Origin of the sequence: Kitasatospora sp. NPDC001261 (assembly GCF_042896795.1) — a bacterium.
Taxonomy (GTDB): domain Bacteria; phylum Actinomycetota; class Actinomycetes; order Streptomycetales; family Streptomycetaceae; genus Kitasatospora.
The window spans coordinates 44,844-62,603 of the sequence record NZ_JBIAXP010000041.1; the positions used below are offsets into that span (position 1 = coordinate 44,844).

General features: G+C 75.3%; 18 protein-coding genes. 7 read left to right on the forward strand and 11 right to left on the reverse strand.

Features of this window, described 5'->3' with window-relative positions; genetic code table 11:
• Positions 1-11 precede the first annotated feature (11 nt).
• Positions 12-551, reverse strand: coding sequence for a PTS-dependent dihydroxyacetone kinase phosphotransferase subunit DhaM (locus ACFY4B_RS38905; protein WP_082345992.1), 540 nt, complete (start codon positions 549-551; stop codon positions 12-14).
• A 347-nt stretch (positions 552-898) separates the two neighbouring features.
• Between ACFY4B_RS38905 and ACFY4B_RS38910 the strand changes: the two genes are divergently transcribed.
• The 4 genes from ACFY4B_RS38910 to ACFY4B_RS38925 all read left to right on the forward strand — a co-directional run bounded on the left by ACFY4B_RS38910 (position 899) and on the right by ACFY4B_RS38925 (position 4,095).
• Entirely contained in the window at positions 899-1,126 is a 228-nt protein-coding gene (locus tag ACFY4B_RS38910) for a DUF397 domain-containing protein (protein WP_234348556.1), read from the forward strand.
• A 759-nt stretch (positions 1,127-1,885) separates the two neighbouring features.
• On the forward strand, positions 1,886-2,380 hold the full coding sequence (locus ACFY4B_RS38915; RefSeq protein WP_049656052.1) for a hypothetical protein: 495 nt from the start codon (positions 1,886-1,888) through the stop codon (positions 2,378-2,380).
• An 80-nt stretch (positions 2,381-2,460) separates the two neighbouring features.
• Complete coding sequence (locus tag ACFY4B_RS38920; protein WP_350526312.1) at positions 2,461-2,544, forward strand: putative leader peptide; 84 nt, start codon at positions 2,461-2,463, stop codon at positions 2,542-2,544.
• A 168-nt stretch (positions 2,545-2,712) separates the two neighbouring features.
• The gene (locus ACFY4B_RS38925; RefSeq protein WP_387975992.1) at positions 2,713-4,095 is read left to right on the forward strand and encodes an acyl-CoA dehydrogenase family protein; all 1,383 of its coding nucleotides are present in this window, start codon (positions 2,713-2,715) and stop codon (positions 4,093-4,095) included.
• A 65-nt stretch (positions 4,096-4,160) separates the two neighbouring features.
• On the opposite strand, the gene ACFY4B_RS38930 is transcribed toward ACFY4B_RS38925, so the two are convergent.
• Entirely contained in the window at positions 4,161-5,405 is a 1,245-nt protein-coding gene (locus ACFY4B_RS38930; protein ID WP_338016391.1) for a phosphotransferase, read from the reverse strand.
• Between the two features lie 524 nt (positions 5,406-5,929).
• Between ACFY4B_RS38930 and ACFY4B_RS38935 the strand changes: the two genes are divergently transcribed.
• Positions 5,930-7,411: a hypothetical protein gene (locus tag ACFY4B_RS38935; protein WP_074006361.1), complete on the forward strand. Its 1,482-nt coding sequence runs from the start codon at positions 5,930-5,932 to the stop codon at positions 7,409-7,411.
• Positions 7,412-7,502: 91 nt separating this feature from the next.
• Here ACFY4B_RS38935 and ACFY4B_RS38940 read toward each other — a convergent pair whose 3' ends face one another.
• Positions 7,503-8,093, reverse strand: a complete 591-nt coding sequence (locus tag ACFY4B_RS38940) for a hypothetical protein (RefSeq protein ID WP_387975994.1) — start codon at positions 8,091-8,093, stop codon at positions 7,503-7,505.
• Between the two features lie 290 nt (positions 8,094-8,383).
• On the opposite strand from ACFY4B_RS38940, the gene ACFY4B_RS38945 reads away from it, so the two are divergent.
• Entirely contained in the window at positions 8,384-9,895 is a 1,512-nt protein-coding gene (locus ACFY4B_RS38945; protein ID WP_387830694.1) for a HEAT repeat domain-containing protein, read from the forward strand.
• Between the two features lie 85 nt (positions 9,896-9,980).
• Here ACFY4B_RS38945 and ACFY4B_RS38950 read toward each other — a convergent pair whose 3' ends face one another.
• From ACFY4B_RS38950 to ACFY4B_RS38960, 3 genes are all read right to left on the reverse strand, one after another.
• Positions 9,981-10,823 carry an undecaprenyl-diphosphate phosphatase gene (locus ACFY4B_RS38950; protein WP_375876712.1) on the reverse strand — a complete coding sequence of 281 codons (843 nt, stop codon included), beginning with the start codon at positions 10,821-10,823 and terminating at the stop codon, positions 9,981-9,983.
• A 226-nt stretch (positions 10,824-11,049) separates the two neighbouring features.
• Positions 11,050-11,745, reverse strand: a complete 696-nt coding sequence (locus tag ACFY4B_RS38955; protein WP_117492442.1) for a trans-aconitate 2-methyltransferase — start codon at positions 11,743-11,745, stop codon at positions 11,050-11,052.
• 84 nt (positions 11,746-11,829) lie between these two features.
• Entirely contained in the window at positions 11,830-12,363 is a 534-nt protein-coding gene (locus tag ACFY4B_RS38960) for a PadR family transcriptional regulator (RefSeq protein ID WP_375876688.1), read from the reverse strand.
• Positions 12,364-12,508: 145 nt separating this feature from the next.
• On the opposite strand from ACFY4B_RS38960, the gene ACFY4B_RS38965 reads away from it, so the two are divergent.
• Complete coding sequence (locus ACFY4B_RS38965; RefSeq protein ID WP_387975997.1) at positions 12,509-13,279, forward strand: alpha/beta fold hydrolase; 771 nt, start codon at positions 12,509-12,511, stop codon at positions 13,277-13,279.
• A 30-nt stretch (positions 13,280-13,309) separates the two neighbouring features.
• On the opposite strand, the gene ACFY4B_RS38970 is transcribed toward ACFY4B_RS38965, so the two are convergent.
• The 5 genes from ACFY4B_RS38970 to ACFY4B_RS38990 form a co-directional block, all read right to left on the reverse strand.
• Positions 13,310-14,173 (reverse strand): biotin-dependent carboxyltransferase family protein, encoded by an 864-nt coding sequence (locus tag ACFY4B_RS38970; RefSeq protein ID WP_387975999.1) that lies wholly within the window; start codon positions 14,171-14,173, stop codon positions 13,310-13,312.
• A 12-nt stretch (positions 14,174-14,185) separates the two neighbouring features.
• Positions 14,186-14,818 carry a 5-oxoprolinase subunit PxpB gene (gene pxpB / locus ACFY4B_RS38975; protein WP_380777760.1) on the reverse strand — a complete coding sequence of 211 codons (633 nt, stop codon included), beginning with the start codon at positions 14,816-14,818 and terminating at the stop codon, positions 14,186-14,188.
• Positions 14,815-15,591: a LamB/YcsF family protein gene (locus ACFY4B_RS38980; protein ID WP_234348727.1), complete on the reverse strand. Its 777-nt coding sequence runs from the start codon at positions 15,589-15,591 to the stop codon at positions 14,815-14,817. Before ACFY4B_RS38980 ends, pxpB begins: the two co-directional genes overlap by 4 nt.
• Positions 15,592-15,766: 175 nt before the next feature.
• On the reverse strand, positions 15,767-16,306 hold the full coding sequence (locus tag ACFY4B_RS38985) for a hypothetical protein (RefSeq protein ID WP_387976033.1): 540 nt from the start codon (positions 16,304-16,306) through the stop codon (positions 15,767-15,769).
• Between the two features lie 378 nt (positions 16,307-16,684).
• Entirely contained in the window at positions 16,685-17,737 is a 1,053-nt protein-coding gene (locus ACFY4B_RS38990; RefSeq protein ID WP_387976002.1) for an IPT/TIG domain-containing protein, read from the reverse strand.
• Positions 17,738-17,760 lie beyond the last annotated feature (23 nt).

A 17,760-nucleotide genomic window follows, 5' to 3' on the forward strand; every position in this document is an offset into this window, starting at 1 on the left:
GCCCGCGCCGGTCAGCCCTTGTACTGCCGGTAGGCCTCCTCCGCCGCGTCCAGCACCGCGGCCAGGTCCCCGCCCGCCGTGGCGGTGGCGGTCGCGGCCACCGCGCCCTCGACGAACGGGGCGTTGGCGAACCGGACCGGGAAGGGCAGCCCGTGCTCGTCCGCGTCGGCCAGCAGCGCGCGGACGGTGGTGACCGCCCCGCCGAGGTCGGCGAGCACCACCACGCCGTGGCCCTGGTCCACCCGCCGGGTCGCGGCGGCCACCAGGACGGCGCTGATGCCCGGTCCGTCCGACGGGTCGCCGCCGGTCGCCGCGACCGGCGCGGGGGAGTCGGATCCGGTCAACGCGAGCGCGAGGGAGCGTACGGCGGTGGCCAGTTCCTGGCTGTGCGAGACCAGGACGATCCCGACCCGTCCGTGCGTGGCGGTCCGGGCGGGGGTCGGCCGGGGCAGCTGGGTGGGTGAGGGAGGCGTCCGGGGTGCCGGGGGATGGGCCGAGGGGGCGTCGGAGATGGGGATGACGTCGGCGCGGGTGCCGTCCCGGCGGCTCATCGGCTGCTCCCTCGAACGGGTCGGTCGGTGGATCGTTCTGGCAAGGCGCGCTCGGTCGAACCGGTTGTCCCGGTCGGTCAGGGCGGAGCGGCCCGGGCCCCGGCACCTCCCGGGCCGGGCCGGGGAAGCGGTCGTACGGCGCCCTGGCAGCACTCTGGCAGCTGCCCGCCGCCCCCGCCGGTCGGGACACGCCTCGACCCGTCCTCCGGCCGCACCCGTCCCCGCCCGGAGGAGTCCTCGTCAACCCGCTGACCGGGGCCGGGCGGTGTGGCTAGGCTGGCCCAGGAACGCCGTCGGGAGGAGATCGGTCAGTGGGATCCAACAGCGGGACGGACACGGAGGTCAGCGTGGTGCAGCCGGATCTGGCGCCGAACGGGAAGCCCAGGGTGGACTTCACCGGGGCGGAGTGGCTGTGCAGCAGCCAGGGCGTCGGCGACGTGCAGATCGCCTTCGTGGACGGCTACATCGGGATGCGGGACGGCCGCCAGGAGGACGGGCCGGTCCTGGTCTTCACGCCGGGCGAGTGGCGGGCCTTCGTGCTCGGCGCCCGGGACGGCGAGTTCGACCTCACCTGAGCCGAGGCGCGCGGAGCCCGTCGGCGCCGAGCCGGCGCCCGGCACCACGGGAGCGGACCCCCGGTCGACGGGGGTCCGCTCCGTAGACGATCTTTCGGGTCCGAAACATCACAACTGATGATCCATTGAGCGTGCCCCGTCAGAATTTCTGTTGACTGTTAGACAAACGCAGCTCAGAGTAAGAGCACGGGCAGACGCCGTGCCCACCGCCCCCACGCGGCCAGACACGGCGCCTGCTGTGCGGCCCGGCAGTACTGCCAGGCCATCCTCCCAGTCATCCCCTGCGCACCGGGGTGCGTCGGCCGGTCCCGGCCCCGAGATGGGGCCGGCAGTCGCCGGGAGGTTGGCGCCGAAGCCGAGAGCGACTCGGATGACGGCACCGGTGCTCGGGACCCGCACGCCCCCACGCGGCGGCGTCCCGAGCAGATCCACGGGAGCGACGGGCCGGGGCCCCGCGGATCTGGCTTGTGAAACTTGGAACTGTTGGCTTGTGTGTTCGTGCTGTGTGCGACGACGAAGCTGGGTGCTCGGCGGTTCGGCACGACAAGTGCACAGTGAGGGAAACGCGTGTAGGGCCGCGTTGCGACATGCCGTCCCCCCGGAGGGTGAAACCCAGAACGGCTGTCGTGCTGAACCGAACGTAGCCCGGACGGTTGCTCAGAGTCAACATTGGTCTCTGAGCGTCGATCTCCCGGCCACCCCCCGGCGGTGCCCCACCCACCTCGCGAACGCGGTGTGCCGGACACGTACGATGTTCCCATGTCTTTTCTCCGCCGTCGCTCCGGACAGCCCGCCGGCCCGGACTTCGACGTGCTCGCGATGGACCCGGGCGACTGGCCCGGTGACTTCGGTGCGGCCATGATGACCGGCCCGGACGGCTCCTGCCAGGGGATTTTCCTGCGCTACGACCTGTTCGGCGGCAGAGGTCCGGCGATGTTCATCGGCAACCTCCCCGAGGGTTCGCCCGCCCGGGAGACCGGCGACGAGGTGCCCTTCGAGGTGCGGCAGCTGCTCGCGGCGCTGGAGAACGACGAGCCGGTCGAGTTCGTCTCGGCCGAGGACTTCCCGGTGATGCTCGGGGATGACCTGCTGATCGTGAAGAAGGTCAAGGTCAGCGAGGAGCGCGTGTTCTGCGCCCAGTTCGGCCGCAGCGACGGCGTCCTGGTCACCGTCGCGTCCTGGGACCGACCGATTTCGGACGACCTGTATCAGCTGCTGAAGCCGCTCCCCGCGGACATGTTCCAGCAGGGCTGATCCCGCCGGGGCCGGCCGGCTCCGCCCGGGGGTCGGACGCTGCTTGACGGTATCGATCAACGGTTCGTACAGTCGCGAACATGCCGTGCCGCCTTCCGCTGCTGACCCGTCGCAGGCATCTGGACCTGCGGCGCACCGCCAGCGCGGCGTGTCCGGGCCGCTGAGGGGGGATTCGTCCCCCGGCGGCGGGCGATCGGCCGGGTGTCCGGTCGGCGCCGGGACCAGGGGCGGGCCGTGAGCCGGCCTCCGGGGCCGCCGATCGCCACCGCGCGCCCGTACGGCGTGCCGCCCGTACCTGCCGAGCCCACGCTGCCGCCCGGAGGCACAGCATCATGACCACTCGCGCCGCCAACCGTTCGACCGCCGAGCGTTCGTCCGAGGACCACGCGTCCGACGACCGCCCCGCCGACAACCGTTCGCCCAGGAGCGCGTCCGCCGGACGCCGTTCGCGGACCGCCGCTCCGCCGGCGGGTTCCGAACCGACGGGTTCCGGCCATCTCGAATCCACCGGTTCCACACCCACAAGTTCGGCCCCCGTCGGCGCGGCACCCGACCGGAGCGCGGTCGAGACCGCCCTCGCCGGACTGCCCCGGGTGGTCGACCTGCTGGCCGCCCGCGCCGAGGAGCACGACCGCGACGCGACCTTCCCGTACCAGGGGATCGAGGCCGTCCACGAGGCCGGACTGCTCACCCTCACCGTCTCCGAGCGGTACGGCGGTCCGGGCGGAACGCTCGCCGACACCGTCCGGGTGCTGTCCCGACTCGGCCGCGGGGACGCCTCGGTGGCCGTGGTCACCGCCTTCACCCTGCTCCAGCACGCCGAGCAGGCCCGCCGGGCCGACTGGCCGACGGCGGGCTACCGGCGGCTGCTCACCGAGTCCCGGCGCGGCCCGGCGCTGGTCAACACGCTGCGGGCGGAGCCCGGTGCCGGGGCGGGCGAGCTGCCCGGCACGGTCGCCCGACGGGACGGCGACGGCTGGCTGCTGACGGGCCGGAAGACGTACTGCACCGGAGCCGAGGCGCTCGCCTGGATGGCGGTGACCGCGCGGACCGACGAGGAGGAGCCGCGGATCGGCACCTTCCTGGTCCGCGGCGAGAGCGAGGGCCTGGAGATCGACCCGACCTGGGACCAGCTCGGGCTGCGGGCCAGCGCCAGCCACGACGTGGTGCTGGACGGGGTCCGGGTGCCGGGCGACCTCGCGCTCGGCCTGACGAACGGTCGCCGGACGGCCCGTCAGAGTGCCGACGCCGACGCCGAGCTCTCGTCGGCCTGGCACGACCTGGCCCTCTCCGCCGTGGCGATCGGGGTCGCCCGGGCCGCCGAGGCGTGGCTGATCCGCTTCCTCAACCAGCGCACCCCGGCCAATCTGACCGAGCCGCTCGGCACCCTGCCCCGCTACCGGACCGCCCTCGGCGAGATCGAGGCCCAGCTGATCGGGGCCGAGGAACTGGTCGAGGGCCTGGCCTCCCGGGTGGACCGGGGCGACCAGGAGGCCGTCGCCCGGACCGGTCCGGCCCACCTGCTGGCCACCCGGGCCGCGACGGCGGTGGTCCAGCAGGCCGTCGCCCTCACCGGCAACCCCGGCCTGAGCCGGCGTCACCCGCTGGAGCGCTACCTGCGGGACGTGCTCAGCAGCCGGGTGCACCTGGCCCCCGACGAGACCGTCCTGGAGGCCGCCGGCCGGGCCGCCCTGGAGCGGGGCGCCCGGCCGTAGGGCCCGTGGTCGAACTCCCGGGCCCGGCGGGTCCTGACGGTGGTCCGACGGGCCCAGGCGGTGGCTCAGCGGGTCCCGACCGCGGCGCGGACGGCCCGGCGGGCGAGCGCCGCGTCGTCGTAGAGCCGGCGGATCATGATCCGCTGCTCCTCGCCGGCGCCCGGCACGTCGTACAGCCGGATCTCCCGCATCAGCACCAGCACCAGGTTCACCAGGAACGCGTCCCGGGCCAGCGTGCCGCCGCTCTGGGCGAGTTGGCTGATCTGGCGGCGTGCCGCGGTGTCCCCGGACAGGACGCTCCAGAGCACCGCCAGGTCGTAGCCGGGCAGGTACCAGCCGGCCTGCTCCCAGTCGACCAGCACCGGTCCGGACGGCGCCAGCAGCATGTTGCTGAGCAGGGCGTCGCCGTGGCAGAGCTGGAGCGGGGTGCTGCCGAGGCCGTGCAGCAGGCCGCGGAGGTCGCCGGCGTCCCGGTCGGTGAGCTGGCCCACCGAGTGGTAGCGGGAGATCTCCAACTGGTAGTCCAGGCGCGGCTGGAAGACGTCGGTCGGCGGCCGCCACAGGTTCAGCGTGCGGACCGCGGTGAGCAGCGCCCGCACCTCGCCCGGGGTGGGCGCGTTGACCGGGTGGCGCTCGCGGGCCGCCGGGCGCCCCGGGACGCGCTCCATGACCAGCACGCACCGGTCGTGGTCGGCCGCCACCAGCCGGGGCAGCCGCACCGGCGGACGGTGCCGGACGAACGCCCGGTAGACCGCCACCTCGTGGTGGAAGTCGGCCACCAGCTGCTCGAAGTACTCACTCCGCACCGCCTGCGGCGCCAGGCACTTGGCGACCACCGGAGCCCGCCCGATGGTGCCCGCCACCAGGATGTGGCGGCTGCCCTCGCGCAGGACCTGGCGCGGGGTGAACGCGGGACATATCCGCGAGACGCCCGCGAGCGCCGCCCGGACCGCCGGGGTCTGGAGCGCCGACGGGTCGATCCGCTCCGGGCCGCCGCCGACGGGCAGGCCGGGCCGCCGGGCCCGCAGCACCTGGCCGTCGGCCTGCCGGGCCAGCGGCATCCGGCCGCCGCCCGGCAGGGCGGTCTCGGGGGCGCGCAGGCCCAGCGCGGTACGGCCGGCGGGGCCCAGCGCCGTACGGCCGGTCGGGACGACCCGGGTGTCCGTGGCCCGGCCCTCGGCGCCGCGCGGGACCGCGGGACGGCTCGCCGGGGGCACGGCCCTGGGGCCGGTGCGGCCGGCGGCTGCGGTGGGGGGGCGCAGCGCTGGGCGGGTCGCGGTGGGCGTGGGGGTCGTCGCTGAGGAGTACATGGGCTGAGGGAGGTCCCTTCCGGTCCGTCGGCGGGTGCTTGCCCCGCGGGGGCGGGGGAGGGCCGGTGCCGTGTGCTTCCTGGCGTGACGGCGGCCCTGCGGGTGGTGCGGTACGTCGTGCGGTGCGCTGCTCCGCGCGGTACCCCGTAGCGGTGCGGTCGGTGGTGCGCGGGCGCCGGGCACGGACGCGGGGTCAGGAACCCCTGGTCGGCGGTGCTCCGGCCGTCCGCACCCTGGGGAATGCGGTCGGCCGGACTGCCGTGGCCGTGCCCGGCGCTCCCGCGCCACCCGGCCGCGCCACCCCCTCGGGTGAGGACCGGGAGCGCCCCGTGCCACCGTCGGGGGACAGCCCCGACGCTGGTGGGACACCGCCCGACCCGGGGGGCGAGGTGGCGCACCCCTACAACACACCCGTCGGGCACTGGCTTAGTAGTCTGGCGGGCCCTGGCGAACGGTGGCGAATGCTCGCCCGGCACTTGCCCGAGCCTCTAGCCTCGGATCAGCCGAGGAACCTGGGGGCTTCGTTGAGCAGGGAACCCAACACCCGACTGGCCGACCTGTTCGTCCTGACCGGATGGTCGAAGGGCGAGCTGGCGCGGCTGGTCAACCGTCGGGGTGCCGCGATGGGGCAGTTGCAGCTGTCCACCGACACGTCGAGGGTACGGCGTTGGATCGAGCAGGGGGAGATCCCGCGCGATCCGGTGCCGCGGGTGCTGGCGGCCGTGTTCACGGAGCGGCTCGGCCGTGTCGTCACCACTGAGGACCTCGGTCTGGAACGACACCGGCCCACCAGGTCCGGAGCGGACGCGTCCGCAGCAGTGCCATGGTCGCCGGATCGAACAGCCGCGGTCCTCACCGAGTTCACGGGAATGGACCTCATGCTGAACCGACGTGGATTGGTGGGCGCCGGAGCCGCGCTCACGGCCGGGGCGGTCATCGCCGACTCGCTGAAGGGCTGGCTGGGCGGGGACGCGGTCGCGTACGCGGCCTCCGTCCCAGGGCCGCGACAGGCGGTCGCCGGGGGCGGAGCGCACCCGGCGGCGGACGTGTACGACGCGGGCCCGGTCGGGCTCGACGAGGTGGAGTCGCTGGAGCACTCGGTACAGGTGTTCCGGGCCTGGGACGCGGCCCGCGGCGGCGGGTTGCAGCGCAAGGCGGTGGTCGGTCAACTGAACGAGGTCGGCGGCCTGTTGACGCACCGGCACGCAACCGCGGTGGAGCAGCGGCTGTGGCTGGTCGCGGCCAACCTGGCGGTGCTGGCGGGCTGGATGTCGCACGACGTGGGGCTGGAGCCCACCGCCCAGAAGTACTTCATGATCGCGGCCGACGCGGCCAAGGAGGCCGGCGACCGGCCACGGGCCGGCGAGGCGATCTCCCGGGCCGCGCGGCAGATGGTGCACCTGGGCCGGGCCGACGAGGCGCTGGACCTGATGTCGGCGGCCAAGGCGGCCGGCGGCCGGCTGCTGCCCAGAACGCGCGCCATGCTCAACACCGTCGAGGCGTGGGCGCACGCCTCGATCGGGCACTCCCAGGACACCTACCGGCTGCTCGGGGAGGCCGAGGACCTGTTCACCGAGGAGGCACCGGAGCCACCGCCCTCGTGGATGCAGGTGTTCGACGAGGCCGAACTGCGCGGCATGCAGGCCCTGGTGCTGCGCACGCTCTCCGAGCACGACCCGGGGGCGGCCCCCGAGGCCCGCCGGCACGCGGAGCGGGTGATCACCCTGCGGGAGGGGACCGGGCAGCTGCGGTCGGCGCTGTTCGACCGGATCACCCTGGCCTCGGTGCACCTGCTCACCGGCGAGCCGGACGCGGCGCGGTTCCAGGCCAAGATGGTGATGAACCTGATCGGCCAGAACTCCTCGCACCGGACCTGGGACCGGCTGCGCGAGATGTACCGGCTGACCGCGCAGTACCGGGGGCTGCCCGTGGTGGACGAGCTGCGGGAGGAGCTGGGCCGGGCGCTGCGGGCGGCGGACGCCAAGAACCGGCGCCGGCTGACCTGACGGGCCCGCGGACGTACGGGCCCGGGCCGGGCCGTCGGGCGCGGTACGGCGGGGCGGGGGTTGTGGGCTCGGGGTGAGGGGGGCCGTGCGCTCAGTGCGGCGGGGCCGGGCGGAGCAGCATGCGCAGCGCGACGACCGTGCCGTCGGTGCCGAGGACGGGCTCGCCCGCGCACTCGACGCCGTCGTAGCGCCCGTCGGACCGGCGGACCCGCAGGGTGCCGGCGGCGCAGCGGCCGTGCACCAGGGCGTCGGTCATCATCCGCCGCAGCAGCGGCCGGTCCGCCTCGGGGAGGCGGTCGGGCAGCCGGTCGAGGCTGAGCGGGCCGTGGCCCGGCTCGCAGCCGAGGAGGAGGTAGGCCTCCGGGCTCCACTGGATCCCGTCGGTCAGCAGATCCCATTCCGCGGAGCCGATCGGGCCGTCGTCGGTGATCGCGTCGTGGTCGCCGCCGGCGCCGAGGTACGGGCCGGTCGGCTCCTGGGCCGTGCCGTCCACTCTGCCGTCCGTTCCGCTGTCGGCGTCGCCCGTACCGTCGCCCGTGCCGTGTCCGCCCGGGCCGCCGGCGCCGACCGTGACGCCGTTCGCCGTGCCGCTCCCGGCGCTCGCCGTACCGCCCCCGCCCGCCGGGGCGCCGTCCACGTGGGCGGCTCCCGGCGGGCGGGTGGCGCCTAATGGCATGTTCATGGCGGACCTATCGCTCGGTACACGGCCCGCGGTGTGCGGGCCGTTCGGACAGTGAGAAGACTGTCGCACAGCGTTGTCACCCCTGTGGGTGATTTCGACAGAACGCGGGCAAAATTTCCGCTGGCATATGCCACTGTGGCCGGAGCCGTCGTCGCCCTGTGTGCGGACGGGGGCCCGAGGCGGTAACCTTCGGTGATTCCGGCGCCCGGGCGCCCACCGCAGTACCGACCAGAGACCCCGGCGACGGAAATCCCGTTGCCACTCCGACCGCCGCAACGGATGCTGACCTCATGTTCGAGCCAGTGATAGCACCCAGTGCCAGCCTCCTAGGCCTCCTTCAGCGAGGCCGTGGTGACGGGCAGCTCCACGCGCTGGCCGCCGACCGTGCCGAGGCCATCGCCGCGCTGGAGGAGTGCGTCACCAGGGACCCGCGAGCCGACTGGCAGGTCGAGAGCCGCTCCCTCTACTACGCGCGCATCTACATGGACCTGGAAGCCCCCCTCGAGGGCATCGAGGACCACCTCCACTCCGCCGAGGACCTGGTCACCGACGACGAGAGCCGCACCGGCCTCGCCCTTTCCGTCCTGGGCCACCTCGCCGCGTACGGCCGGCGCGACGCGCTGCTGATGCTGCGCGAGTACGCCGCCACCGGCGCCAACTGGGCGTGGGCCCTCGACGAGCTGGCCCTGCGCGACGACGACCGCGGCCTGCTGCTGCTCGGCACCGCCGTACTGGACCACTTCGAGCCGGGCCCCGAGGGCGACGCCGAGCTGCGCGAGTTCATCCGCAACGCGTACGAGCCCCGGCCCTGGCGGCTCTGGGCGGCCTACCACCCCAGAGTGGCGGCGGCCAGCGAGCAGTCACCCTTCGACCTGTGGCAGCGCCAGATCAACCGCAGCGGGGTCACCCCCGGCTGGTCCACCGCCGACGTGCTGGCCTGGGCCGACCAGGGCGAGCTCGGCGGCCTCGGCGCCGGTGCCTTCCTCGGCCGGCCCGACGCCCGCCCGGAGCCCGCGCGCGGCCCCGACTCGCCGTCCGGCCCCGACGCGGTGGACCGCCGCGCCGCCGCGGCCGCCCGCTGCCTGACCGCCGTCGTCCGGCCGGAGGACCGCCCGCTGCTGCTGGAGGCGGCCCGCGACGGCCTGCCCGGCGCCCGCCGGGCCGCCCTGCGGCACCTGGTGGAACAGCGCGACCCGGCCGCCGTCGAACTGATCGAGGCCGCCGCCGCGGACGTGGACGACCGGATCGTCCGGGCCGCCCTGGAGCTGCTCGGCCGGATGCGCGGCCCCGAGGTGCTGACGCAGGCGCGCCGCTGGGCCGACCCGGCCAGCGGCGGCGCCGACAGCGCGCTCGGCGAGGCCGCCGTCCAGTTGCTCGCCGACGCCGGGGAGCCGGCCGACGCGCCGCTGGTGGTGGCCGGGCTGCGCCGCTGGATCTCCGTGCGCGGGGTCAGCGGTACCGGGCTCGGGTCGCTGGTCGACGGTGCGGGGCGGCTGGCCGCCGCCGACGCCGTCCCGGTCCTGCGCCACGTCTACGGGGAGGCCGCCTCCTCCGAGCTGCGCGGACGCGCCGCCCAGGCGCTGGCCGCGACCGACGTGCACTTTCCCGAGGGGCCCGCCGTCGAGTGCCTCTGGGACTGCGAGGAGTCCACGCGTGAGCTCGCCGCGCGCCATGTCGCCACCACGGGCGACGCGCGTGTGCTGGAGCGGTTGCGCAGGCTCGCCGCCGACCCGGCCGAGGAGGCCGAGGTCCACGCCGCCGTACGCGGCCGGCTGACCGCCGCCCGGGAGTTCGGGCGTTAGGGTCCACAACGTTCGGTGGGCCGGGACACCGTGTCGGTGTCCCGGCCCACTCGTTTCCGCGGGTCCTGGTTTGTGGAACCCGGTTCTACTTCACCGCGCCCGCGTCCGGAGTCAGGACGCCGCCGACAACCAGTCCGATGATCAGAACGCCGAGCAGCACCCGGTAGACGACGAACGGCAGGAAGCTGTGCGTCGAGATGTACTTCAGGAACCAGGCGATCGCCGCGTAGCCGACCAGGAAGGCGATCGCGGTGGCCAGGATGGTCGGCCCCCAGGCCGGGGCCGGTCCCTCGCCGATCTTGAACAGCTCCAGCGCCCCGGAGGCGAGCACCGCCGGGATGGCGAGCAGGAACGAGTAGCGGGCCGCCGCCTCCCGGCTGTAGCCGAGCAGCAGACCCGCGCTGATCGTGCCGCCGGAACGGGAGACGCCCGGGATCAGCGCCAGTGCCTGGGCGAAGCCGTAGACACCCGCGTGCGGCAGCGTGAGGTCGGTGATCGGACGGGCGTGGCGGACGGCCCGGGTGCGGTCGGCGAAGGCCAGGATCAGGCCGAAGACGATCAGCGTGGTGCCGATGATCCGCAGGTCGCGCAGGTGGGTCTCGATGGTGTCCTGGAACAGCTTGCCCAGGATGCCGATCGGCAGGGTGCCGATGATCACGAACCAGCCCATCCGCGCGTCCGGGTCCGAGCGCAGCGCCGGCCGGAACAGGGACAGTGCCCAGGTCTTGATGATCGAGGCGATGTCCCGGCGGAAGTAGATCAGCACCGCCGTCTCGGTGCCGAGCTGGGTGACGGCCGTGAAGGCCGCACCCGGGTCGTCCCAGCCGAGCAGGGCCGAGAAGACCCGCAGGTGGGCGCTGGAGGAGACCGGCAGGAACTCGGTGAGCCCCTGGATCAGGCCGAGGACGGCCCCGTGGAACCAATCGATCACCGGGCACCCGCCGGGGGTATCCGTCGGGCGAGGGGCAGGGGCGGCATGGGCGGGTCCTTGCGGGTCGGATGGGCGTGCGGGACCACCGTGACCCGCCCGGCCCGCGGGCCGCGCGCGAGCCCGGCGCGCGGCTGATGGTACGGGGTGAAAGTGACAGTTCTTTGTTCACCCTTTGTTCCGGCTTTGCGCACAGGGCCCCTGCCGCTCCGGCGACAGCCGGGAGCTACAGCACCGGCCGCGCCCGGACCCAGGTGCGGTCCGCCGTCAGGTAGCGCTCGACCACCAGACCGGCCTCCGCGAGCGCCCGCTCGAACGCCTCGGTGCTGAGCGGTCGGGACAGGAAGGTCTGGGTCCAGGTGCCGTCCGGGAAGACGTACTCGAACCGCACGGAGTTGACGCCGTCGCCGACCGGCGTGGCCGAGACCAGCCGGGCCCGCCCGTCCGGGCCGATCGAGCTCTCCCGCGGCACGTTCCGGTGCCAGTCCTCGCCCTCGCGCTGCACCAGCACGCAGCCGTCCTCGGCGACGTGCCGGCGGCAGGTCTCCAGCAGGCCCCGGCGGACCGTCACGTCACCGGCGTGCACCAGGAAGGAGGCGAGCATGACGACGTCGAAGCGCTCGCCGAGGTCCAGTCCTTCGATCGGGCTGCGCACCGTGCGGACGTCCGGGCGGACCCGGGCCAGCATGTCGGCGGACTCGTCCACGGCCGTCACGGTGAAGCCGCGGTCGGTCAGCGGGTGCGTCATCCGGCCCACGCCGCAGCCGAGTTCGAGGATGTGCGCGCCGGGCGGCACCGCCGCCTCGATCACGTCCGGGGCGTCGCCCGCGGGGAGGCGGGTCCACACCTCGACGGCGCAGCCGTCCGGGGTGATCGCACCCTCGCCCGTTCCGTCGTAGCCATCGCGTCGTTCGTCTGCCATGCCGTTCATCGGAACACGGACGGGTGGGCGGGGGAAGAGGGCGGAGGCAGGTCCGCGCGGGCCGCGGCGCGTTCGGGGCCCGGGCTACCGGGGGCCGTCCTCCAGGTCGGCCAGGGTCGCGTGCAGCCAGGCGAGTTCGGCCTCGGTGGTGGCGCGGGCGACGAGCAGCAGGCCGCGCCGGAAGGGGTCGTCGAACTCCTCGGCGCCGAGCGGGCGGTCGCCCTCGTAGAAGAAGCTGGCCGGCTCGGCGAGGAAGGCCAGTCGGCGGCGGAGCACGGCGGCCTGGGCGGCGGGGTCGGCGAGGTGCCGCAGGAAGGCGAGCAGGGTGAACCAGCGGTTCTCGTCGCTGACGTCGAGCGGTTCGGGCTCGCGCAGCCGGTCGAGCAGCGCGGCGCGGCCGGCCCCGGTGAGGTGCAGGGTGTGCCGGGGCGCGGCGGCGCTGCCCGGCTCGGTCTCGCGGACCAGCAGGCCGTCGGCCTCCAGACGCTTGATCGCGGGGTAGAGCGTGCCGTCGCTGATCGGTCGGACGTGCCCGGTGAGCGCGGCGAGGTGGCGGCGCAGCTCGTAGCCGTGCAGGGGGCGGTCGTACAGGAACCCGAGGATGGCGAGCTTCAGCATGGGGCCACTCTGTCAGATCCGTCCCTCGGGGCATGGGTATCTCGCTATCGTGATACCTCGTGTTCGAGGTATGGTCCTGCTCGTCCGCCGGAAACCCCCGGGCCGGCACCCCGGGCCGGCCCCCACAAACGAGGAGCGAGTGAGCATGCGCGAGGCCCCCGTCACCCCGAACGGCGACCGGATCCGCTGGGTCGAGCTGCCCGGCGCCGAGCCGGTCCGGCTCTACCTGCACGGGCTCGGCTCCAGCTCGCCGGCCTACTTCGCAGCCGTCGCCGCCCACCCGCTGCTGGCCGGGCGGCGCTCGCTGCTGCTGGACCTGCTCGGCTTCGGCCTCAGCGACCGGCCGACGGACTTCGGCTACACGCTGGAGGAGCACGCGGACGCGGTCGCGGCGGCGGTCGCGGCCGCCGGGCCGGACCGGGTCGAGGTGGTCGGCCACAGCATGGGCGGGGCGGTCGCGATCGTCCTCGCCCGGCGGCACCCGCACCTGGTCGAGCGGCTGCTCCTGGTGGACGCCAACCTGGACCGGATCGACCCCGACCGGCGCCGCCCCGGCAGCAGCGGCATCGCGGCCTACGACGAGGAGGAGTTCCTGGCCGGTGGCCTGGGCGAAGTCGCCGAGCGGGTCGGCCCGTTCTGGTGGTCCACCATGCGGCTGGCCGGCCCGGAGGCGCTCCACCGCAGCGCCCGCCACCTCGCCAGGGCGACCGAACCGACCATGCGCGAGCTGCTGCTCGACCTCGACCTCCCGCGGACCTTCCTCCACCCGGCGGCGGACGGCGAGCCCGCCGGTGCCGACGCCCTCCGTGCGGCCGGCGTCCGGGTGGTCGCGGTGCCGGACTGCGGGCACAACATCATGATCGACAACCCGGACGGCTTCGCGGCCGCCGCGGCGGAGGCGCTGGAACAGGGGTGAGCGGGGTCGTGGGTCGCCCGGTGCTCCCGCTCAGCGCTCCCGCAGGGGCACGAAGCGCACCGGCGTCCCCGGCCGGGCCTGGGCGGCGGCCGCGAGGTCGGCGGTCGGCACGACGCCGATCACCGGATAGCCGCCGGTGGTCGGATGGTCGGCCAGGAACACCACCGGCCGGCCGTCCGGCGGAATCTGCACCGCGCCCAACACCATTCCCTCGCTGGGCAGTTCGCCGTCCCGGGCGCGCGCGACCGGCGGGCCCTCGGTGCGCAGCCCGACCCGGTTGCCGGTCGGGGAGACCAGGTACCGGTCGCGGCCGAGGCGGGCCACCGCCTCCGGGGTGAACCAGTCCGCGCGCGGTCCGAGCCGCAGCCGCAGCACCAGTTCGGCCGGGGGAGCGGGCAGCGGCACCAGCTCGGGCCGGGCCCGGTACGGCGGCGGGGTGCCGACCGGCAGGCGGTCCCCGGCGGCCAACGGGGCCGGCCCGAGCCCGGCGAGCAGGTCCGTCGAGCGGCTGCCGAGCACCGGCGGGACGTCGATCCCGCCCGCCACCGCCAGGTAGCCGCGCACCCCGGCCGTCGCCGCCCCCACCTCCAGCAGCGCTCCGGCCGGCACCAGGACCGGTGCGCCCCAGGCGGCCGGCCGGCCGTCCACCCGGACGGGCGAGGGCGCACCGGTGACGGCGACCAGGACCGCCGCGACGGCCCGCAGCGCGACCCCGCCGAGCGTGGTCTCCAGCCCGGCAGCCCCGGGTTCGTTGCCCACCAGCCGGTTGGCCGCCCGCAGGGCCGGCTCGTCCAGCGCCCCGGCCCTCGGCACCCCGAGGTGGGCGACCCCGCGCCGCCCGAGGTCCTGGACCGTGGTCAGCGGTCCCGGCCGCTCCACCACCAGCTCGTTCAACTCGCCTCCCCCTCAGGCCCGTTCCGCGGTGAAGCGGACCCGGGTGCCCGGGGCCAGCAGGGCCGGGGGCTCGCGGTCGGCGTCCCAGAGGGCGAGCGCCGTCCGGCCGATCAGCTGCCAGCCGCCGGGGGAGGGGTGCGGGTAGACGCCGGTGTACGGGCCGGCCAGGGCGACCGAGCCGGCCGGGACGGAACTGCGCGGGGTGGCCCGGCGCGGCACCTCGTACGGCGCCGGGAGGCCGGTGAGGTAGCCGAAGCCGGGGGCGAAGCCGCAGAACGCGACGACGTACTCGGGCCCGGTGTGGATCCGGACGGCGGCCTCCACGGAGACCCCCCACAGCGCGGCGACCTCGGCCAGGTCGGCTCCGTCGTACACGGTCGGGACCTCCAGCAGCGGTCCGCGCGCCACCCCGGCCGCCGCCGCCGTCGGACGGGCGGTGCGCAGCAGGGCCGCGACCGCGTCGACGTCCGCGACGCCGTCCAGCAGCAGGGTGCGCGCGGCCGGGACGAGTTCCTCCACCGCACCGAGCGCCCCCGACTCCCGGCGCTCGCTCAGCCAGCCGTACAGCGCGGCCACCTCGGCCGTCCCGGGCAGTTCGACCAGCAGCGCCCGCTCGCCGACCCGGCGCACCGTCCCCGGTGTCACGTGAAGGCCTCCACCCGGACCCCGGCGGAGGCCAGGGCGCCGCGGATCCGCCAGGCGAGCTGGGCGGCGCCGGGGGTGTCGCCGTGGACGCAGAGCGAGCGGGCCTCGACGGCGATCCGCTCGCCGCCGGCGGCCTCCACCGTGCCGTCCCGGGCGATGGCGACGGCGCGGGTGATCACCGACTCGGGGTCGTGCACCACGGCGTCCGGCTCGCGGCGCGGCACGAGGGTGCCGGTACGGGTGTACGCGCGGTCGGCGAAGGCCTCGGCGACCACCGGGAGCCCGACGCCCTCGGCCACCTCCAGCAGCAGCGAGCCCGGCAGGCCGAGCACGGGCAGCGGCCCGTCGCAGACCGCGCCCGCCCGCAGCACGCCGGCCACCACGGCCTCGGCCTGCTCGGAGTCGCCGACCACCCGGTTGTAGAGGGCGCCGTGCGGCTTGACGTAGGAGACCTTGGAGCCGGCCGCGCGGGCGAACACCTGGAGGGCGCCGATCTGGTAGGCGATCTCGTCGGCGAGCTCCTCCGGGGGCACGTCCATCGCGCGGCGGCCGAAGCCGGCCAGGTCGCGGTAGGAGACCTGGGCGCCGATCCGGACGCCGCGCTCGGCCGCCAGCGCGCAGACCCGGCGCATCGTCGACGGATCCCCGGCGTGGAACCCGCAGGCGACGTTGGCGCTGGTCACCACCGACAGCAGGGCCTCGTCGTCGGTCAGGGTCCAGCGTCCGAACCCCTCTCCGAGGTCCGCATTGAGATCGATCACCGCATCGGCCACGCCCGTCCGCCTCCCAGCAGCTGTTGAGCCAGATGGTAGGGCCTGCGGATGAAGGCCGTTGCCCGTGACCCGGAGCCCCGCGGGCGCCGCGGCGTGTGCCCGGGGCCGCACGCCCCGGGGCGGCGCCGCGCGGGGTCGCGCCGGGGTGCGAGCCGGGCGCGCGGGCCGCCCGGGCTCAACCGGCGGTCGCCGGCCCCCGGAACGCGCGCTCCAGCGGGCGCAGCGCCCGCAGTACGAGCAGGAGCGGGATGACGCCGAAGACGCCGAACGACATGTCGATGAATCGCCATGCCAGCGGGATCCCGCGCAGCGGGCCGCAGATCAGCGCCAGCGGGATGACGGCCCCGCAGGCCAGCACGGCCCAGCGGATCACCCAGATGTTGCGGACCGGGTCCTTGAGCGGCCCCCAGAAGGCGGCGGCGATCACCAGGTGGGCGAAGGCCAGCCAGTCGGTGCCGTAGGCGAGGAAGGGGTACCGCGCGTTGGTCTCGGCGACGCCCGTGTGGACCCGGTCGATCCAGGCCGTCGCGCCGGGGAGGTGATCGCTCAGCGGCGCGGCCGGGCCGGCGGCGAAGTCCGCCAGCCAGCGGGTCTCGGTCTCCAGCGGGAACGCGGTGAGACCGCTGAGCACCAGGCCGACCAGGAAGAACCAGAGCCACCGTCGGACCTTGCGAAGGATGACCGCCGAGTCGCCGTCCATCTCGCACACCTCCATGCCGAGCATGCCGAAGTGCAGGCGGAGCCTTGTCCCGCCTGCGCGGAACCGACTCTAGACCTATCTTTTGAACGTGTTCAACTTGCCTTCGGGGTGGGTGGGGGCCCAGGCGGGGCCCAGGCGAGGACCGGCGGAGTCGGCGGGAGGGTGGTCGGGGGGCGCGCGGGGGTGGGCCGGGGCCGGATCGGGGGCTGGGGGGCCGGGTGGGTGGGCCCGGGCGGGGACCGGCGGAGTCGGCGGGAAGGGTGGCCGGGGCCGCACCGGGCCGGGCCGGAGTCGTGCAGGGGACGCGGCGGCACTGCCCCGCCCCGAACGCAGCGGTGCCCGGGCTCCGCGGAACCCGGGCACCGACGGCGGCCAGCGCGCCGCGTACGGCCGCTACGCCGTGTAGGTGTACGTCACCGGCGCGCTGGTCCCGCCCGCCGTGGTGACCGTGACGTCCACCGGCCCGGGCTGGGCGCCCGCCGGGGCCGTGGCGGTGCAGGCGGCCGGGCCGCAGGAGACGTGGGTGGCCGGCACCCCGCCGAAGGCCACCGACCCGTACGTCAGGTTGCTGCCGAACAGGTACACCCGGGTACCGCCGGCGGCCGGGCCGGAGGTGGGAGAGACGCTGCTGAGCACCGGCGCGGCCGGGGCCGGCGGCGGGGCGCCGGTGTAGTCGAAGGTGACCGGAGCCGCGGTCGTGCCGCCGGGCGTCACCACGCTGACCGGGGCGCTGCCCGTACCGCCCGGGGTGGTCACCGCGCAGGCGGTGTCGGTGCAGCGGCCGGGGGCCGGGACGCCGCCGACCAGCACCATGCCGTTGGCCAGGTTGCTGCCGCTGACGGTCACCGCGGTGCCGCCGGTGCCCGGGCCGGTGGCCGTGTCGAGGCCGGTGACGGCGGGGGCGGCCTGGACGGTCGCCGGCAGGTAGCTCTTGCTGCCGAGGTCGTAGCCGGAGACGTGCCCGGTCGGGTCGGTGTCGTTCGGGTTGGCGACCGTCGCGGTGATCGCGCCGACGATCGGCACGCCGGGCGTGGTGGCCAGGTTGAGCTTCATGAAGTTGTAGCTCCCGACCGGCCGGGTGCCGGTGAACACGGCCTCCAGGTGGCGGTGGTCGGGGGAGAGGGCGGTGGTGAAGGTGTAGTCCGCCGGTGCGGGGAAGAACATCGCACCGTCGGTGGTGACGCCGGGCGGCAGGTCGAGGGTGATGTGGGTCGGCCCGGTCAGGTCCGTGGTGCCGGCGACGGTCCAGGACACCGACATGTTTCCGGTGGTGAAGAACCCGCCGGGGTAGTTCCCGCTCTGCGAGACGGTCACGTGCTGGGCGGAGGTCGGGACCGCCGGGGTCGCGGCCTCGGCGGTGGCACCGGTGGCGAGGACGGCGCCGGTGGTGAGGGTGGTCACGGACAGCGCGGCGGCGAGGCCCGCTTTGGCCAGTCGGGTGATCATGGGTCGATCATCACCGAACCGGT

What these genes read in the sequence shown, in the direction of transcription:
- ACFY4B_RS38905 (WP_082345992.1), bottom strand. Translation starts at nt 551, where the DNA reads ATGAGCCGCCGGGACGGCACCCGCGCCGACGTCATCCCCATCTCCGAC.
- ACFY4B_RS38915 (WP_049656052.1), top strand. Translation starts at nt 1,886, where the DNA reads ATGTCTTTTCTCCGCCGTCGCTCCGGACAGCCCGCCGGCCCGGACTTC.
- ACFY4B_RS38920 (WP_350526312.1), top strand. Translation starts at nt 2,461, where the DNA reads ATGCCGTGCCGCCTTCCGCTGCTGACCCGTCGCAGGCATCTGGACCTG.
- ACFY4B_RS38925 (WP_387975992.1), top strand. Translation starts at nt 2,713, where the DNA reads ATGACCACTCGCGCCGCCAACCGTTCGACCGCCGAGCGTTCGTCCGAG.
- ACFY4B_RS38930 (WP_338016391.1), bottom strand. Translation starts at nt 5,405, where the DNA reads ATGTACTCCTCAGCGACGACCCCCACGCCCACCGCGACCCGCCCAGCG.
- ACFY4B_RS38940 (WP_387975994.1), bottom strand. Translation starts at nt 8,093, where the DNA reads ATGAACATGCCATTAGGCGCCACCCGCCCGCCGGGAGCCGCCCACGTG.
- ACFY4B_RS38945 (WP_387830694.1), top strand. Translation starts at nt 8,384, where the DNA reads ATGTTCGAGCCAGTGATAGCACCCAGTGCCAGCCTCCTAGGCCTCCTT.
- ACFY4B_RS38955 (WP_117492442.1), bottom strand. Translation starts at nt 11,745, where the DNA reads ATGGCAGACGAACGACGCGATGGCTACGACGGAACGGGCGAGGGTGCG.
- ACFY4B_RS38960 (WP_375876688.1), bottom strand. Translation starts at nt 12,363, where the DNA reads ATGCTGAAGCTCGCCATCCTCGGGTTCCTGTACGACCGCCCCCTGCAC.
- ACFY4B_RS38965 (WP_387975997.1), top strand. Translation starts at nt 12,509, where the DNA reads ATGCGCGAGGCCCCCGTCACCCCGAACGGCGACCGGATCCGCTGGGTC.
- ACFY4B_RS38985 (WP_387976033.1), bottom strand. Translation starts at nt 16,306, where the DNA reads ATGGAGGTGTGCGAGATGGACGGCGACTCGGCGGTCATCCTTCGCAAG.
- ACFY4B_RS38990 (WP_387976002.1), bottom strand. Translation starts at nt 17,737, where the DNA reads ATGATCACCCGACTGGCCAAAGCGGGCCTCGCCGCCGCGCTGTCCGTG.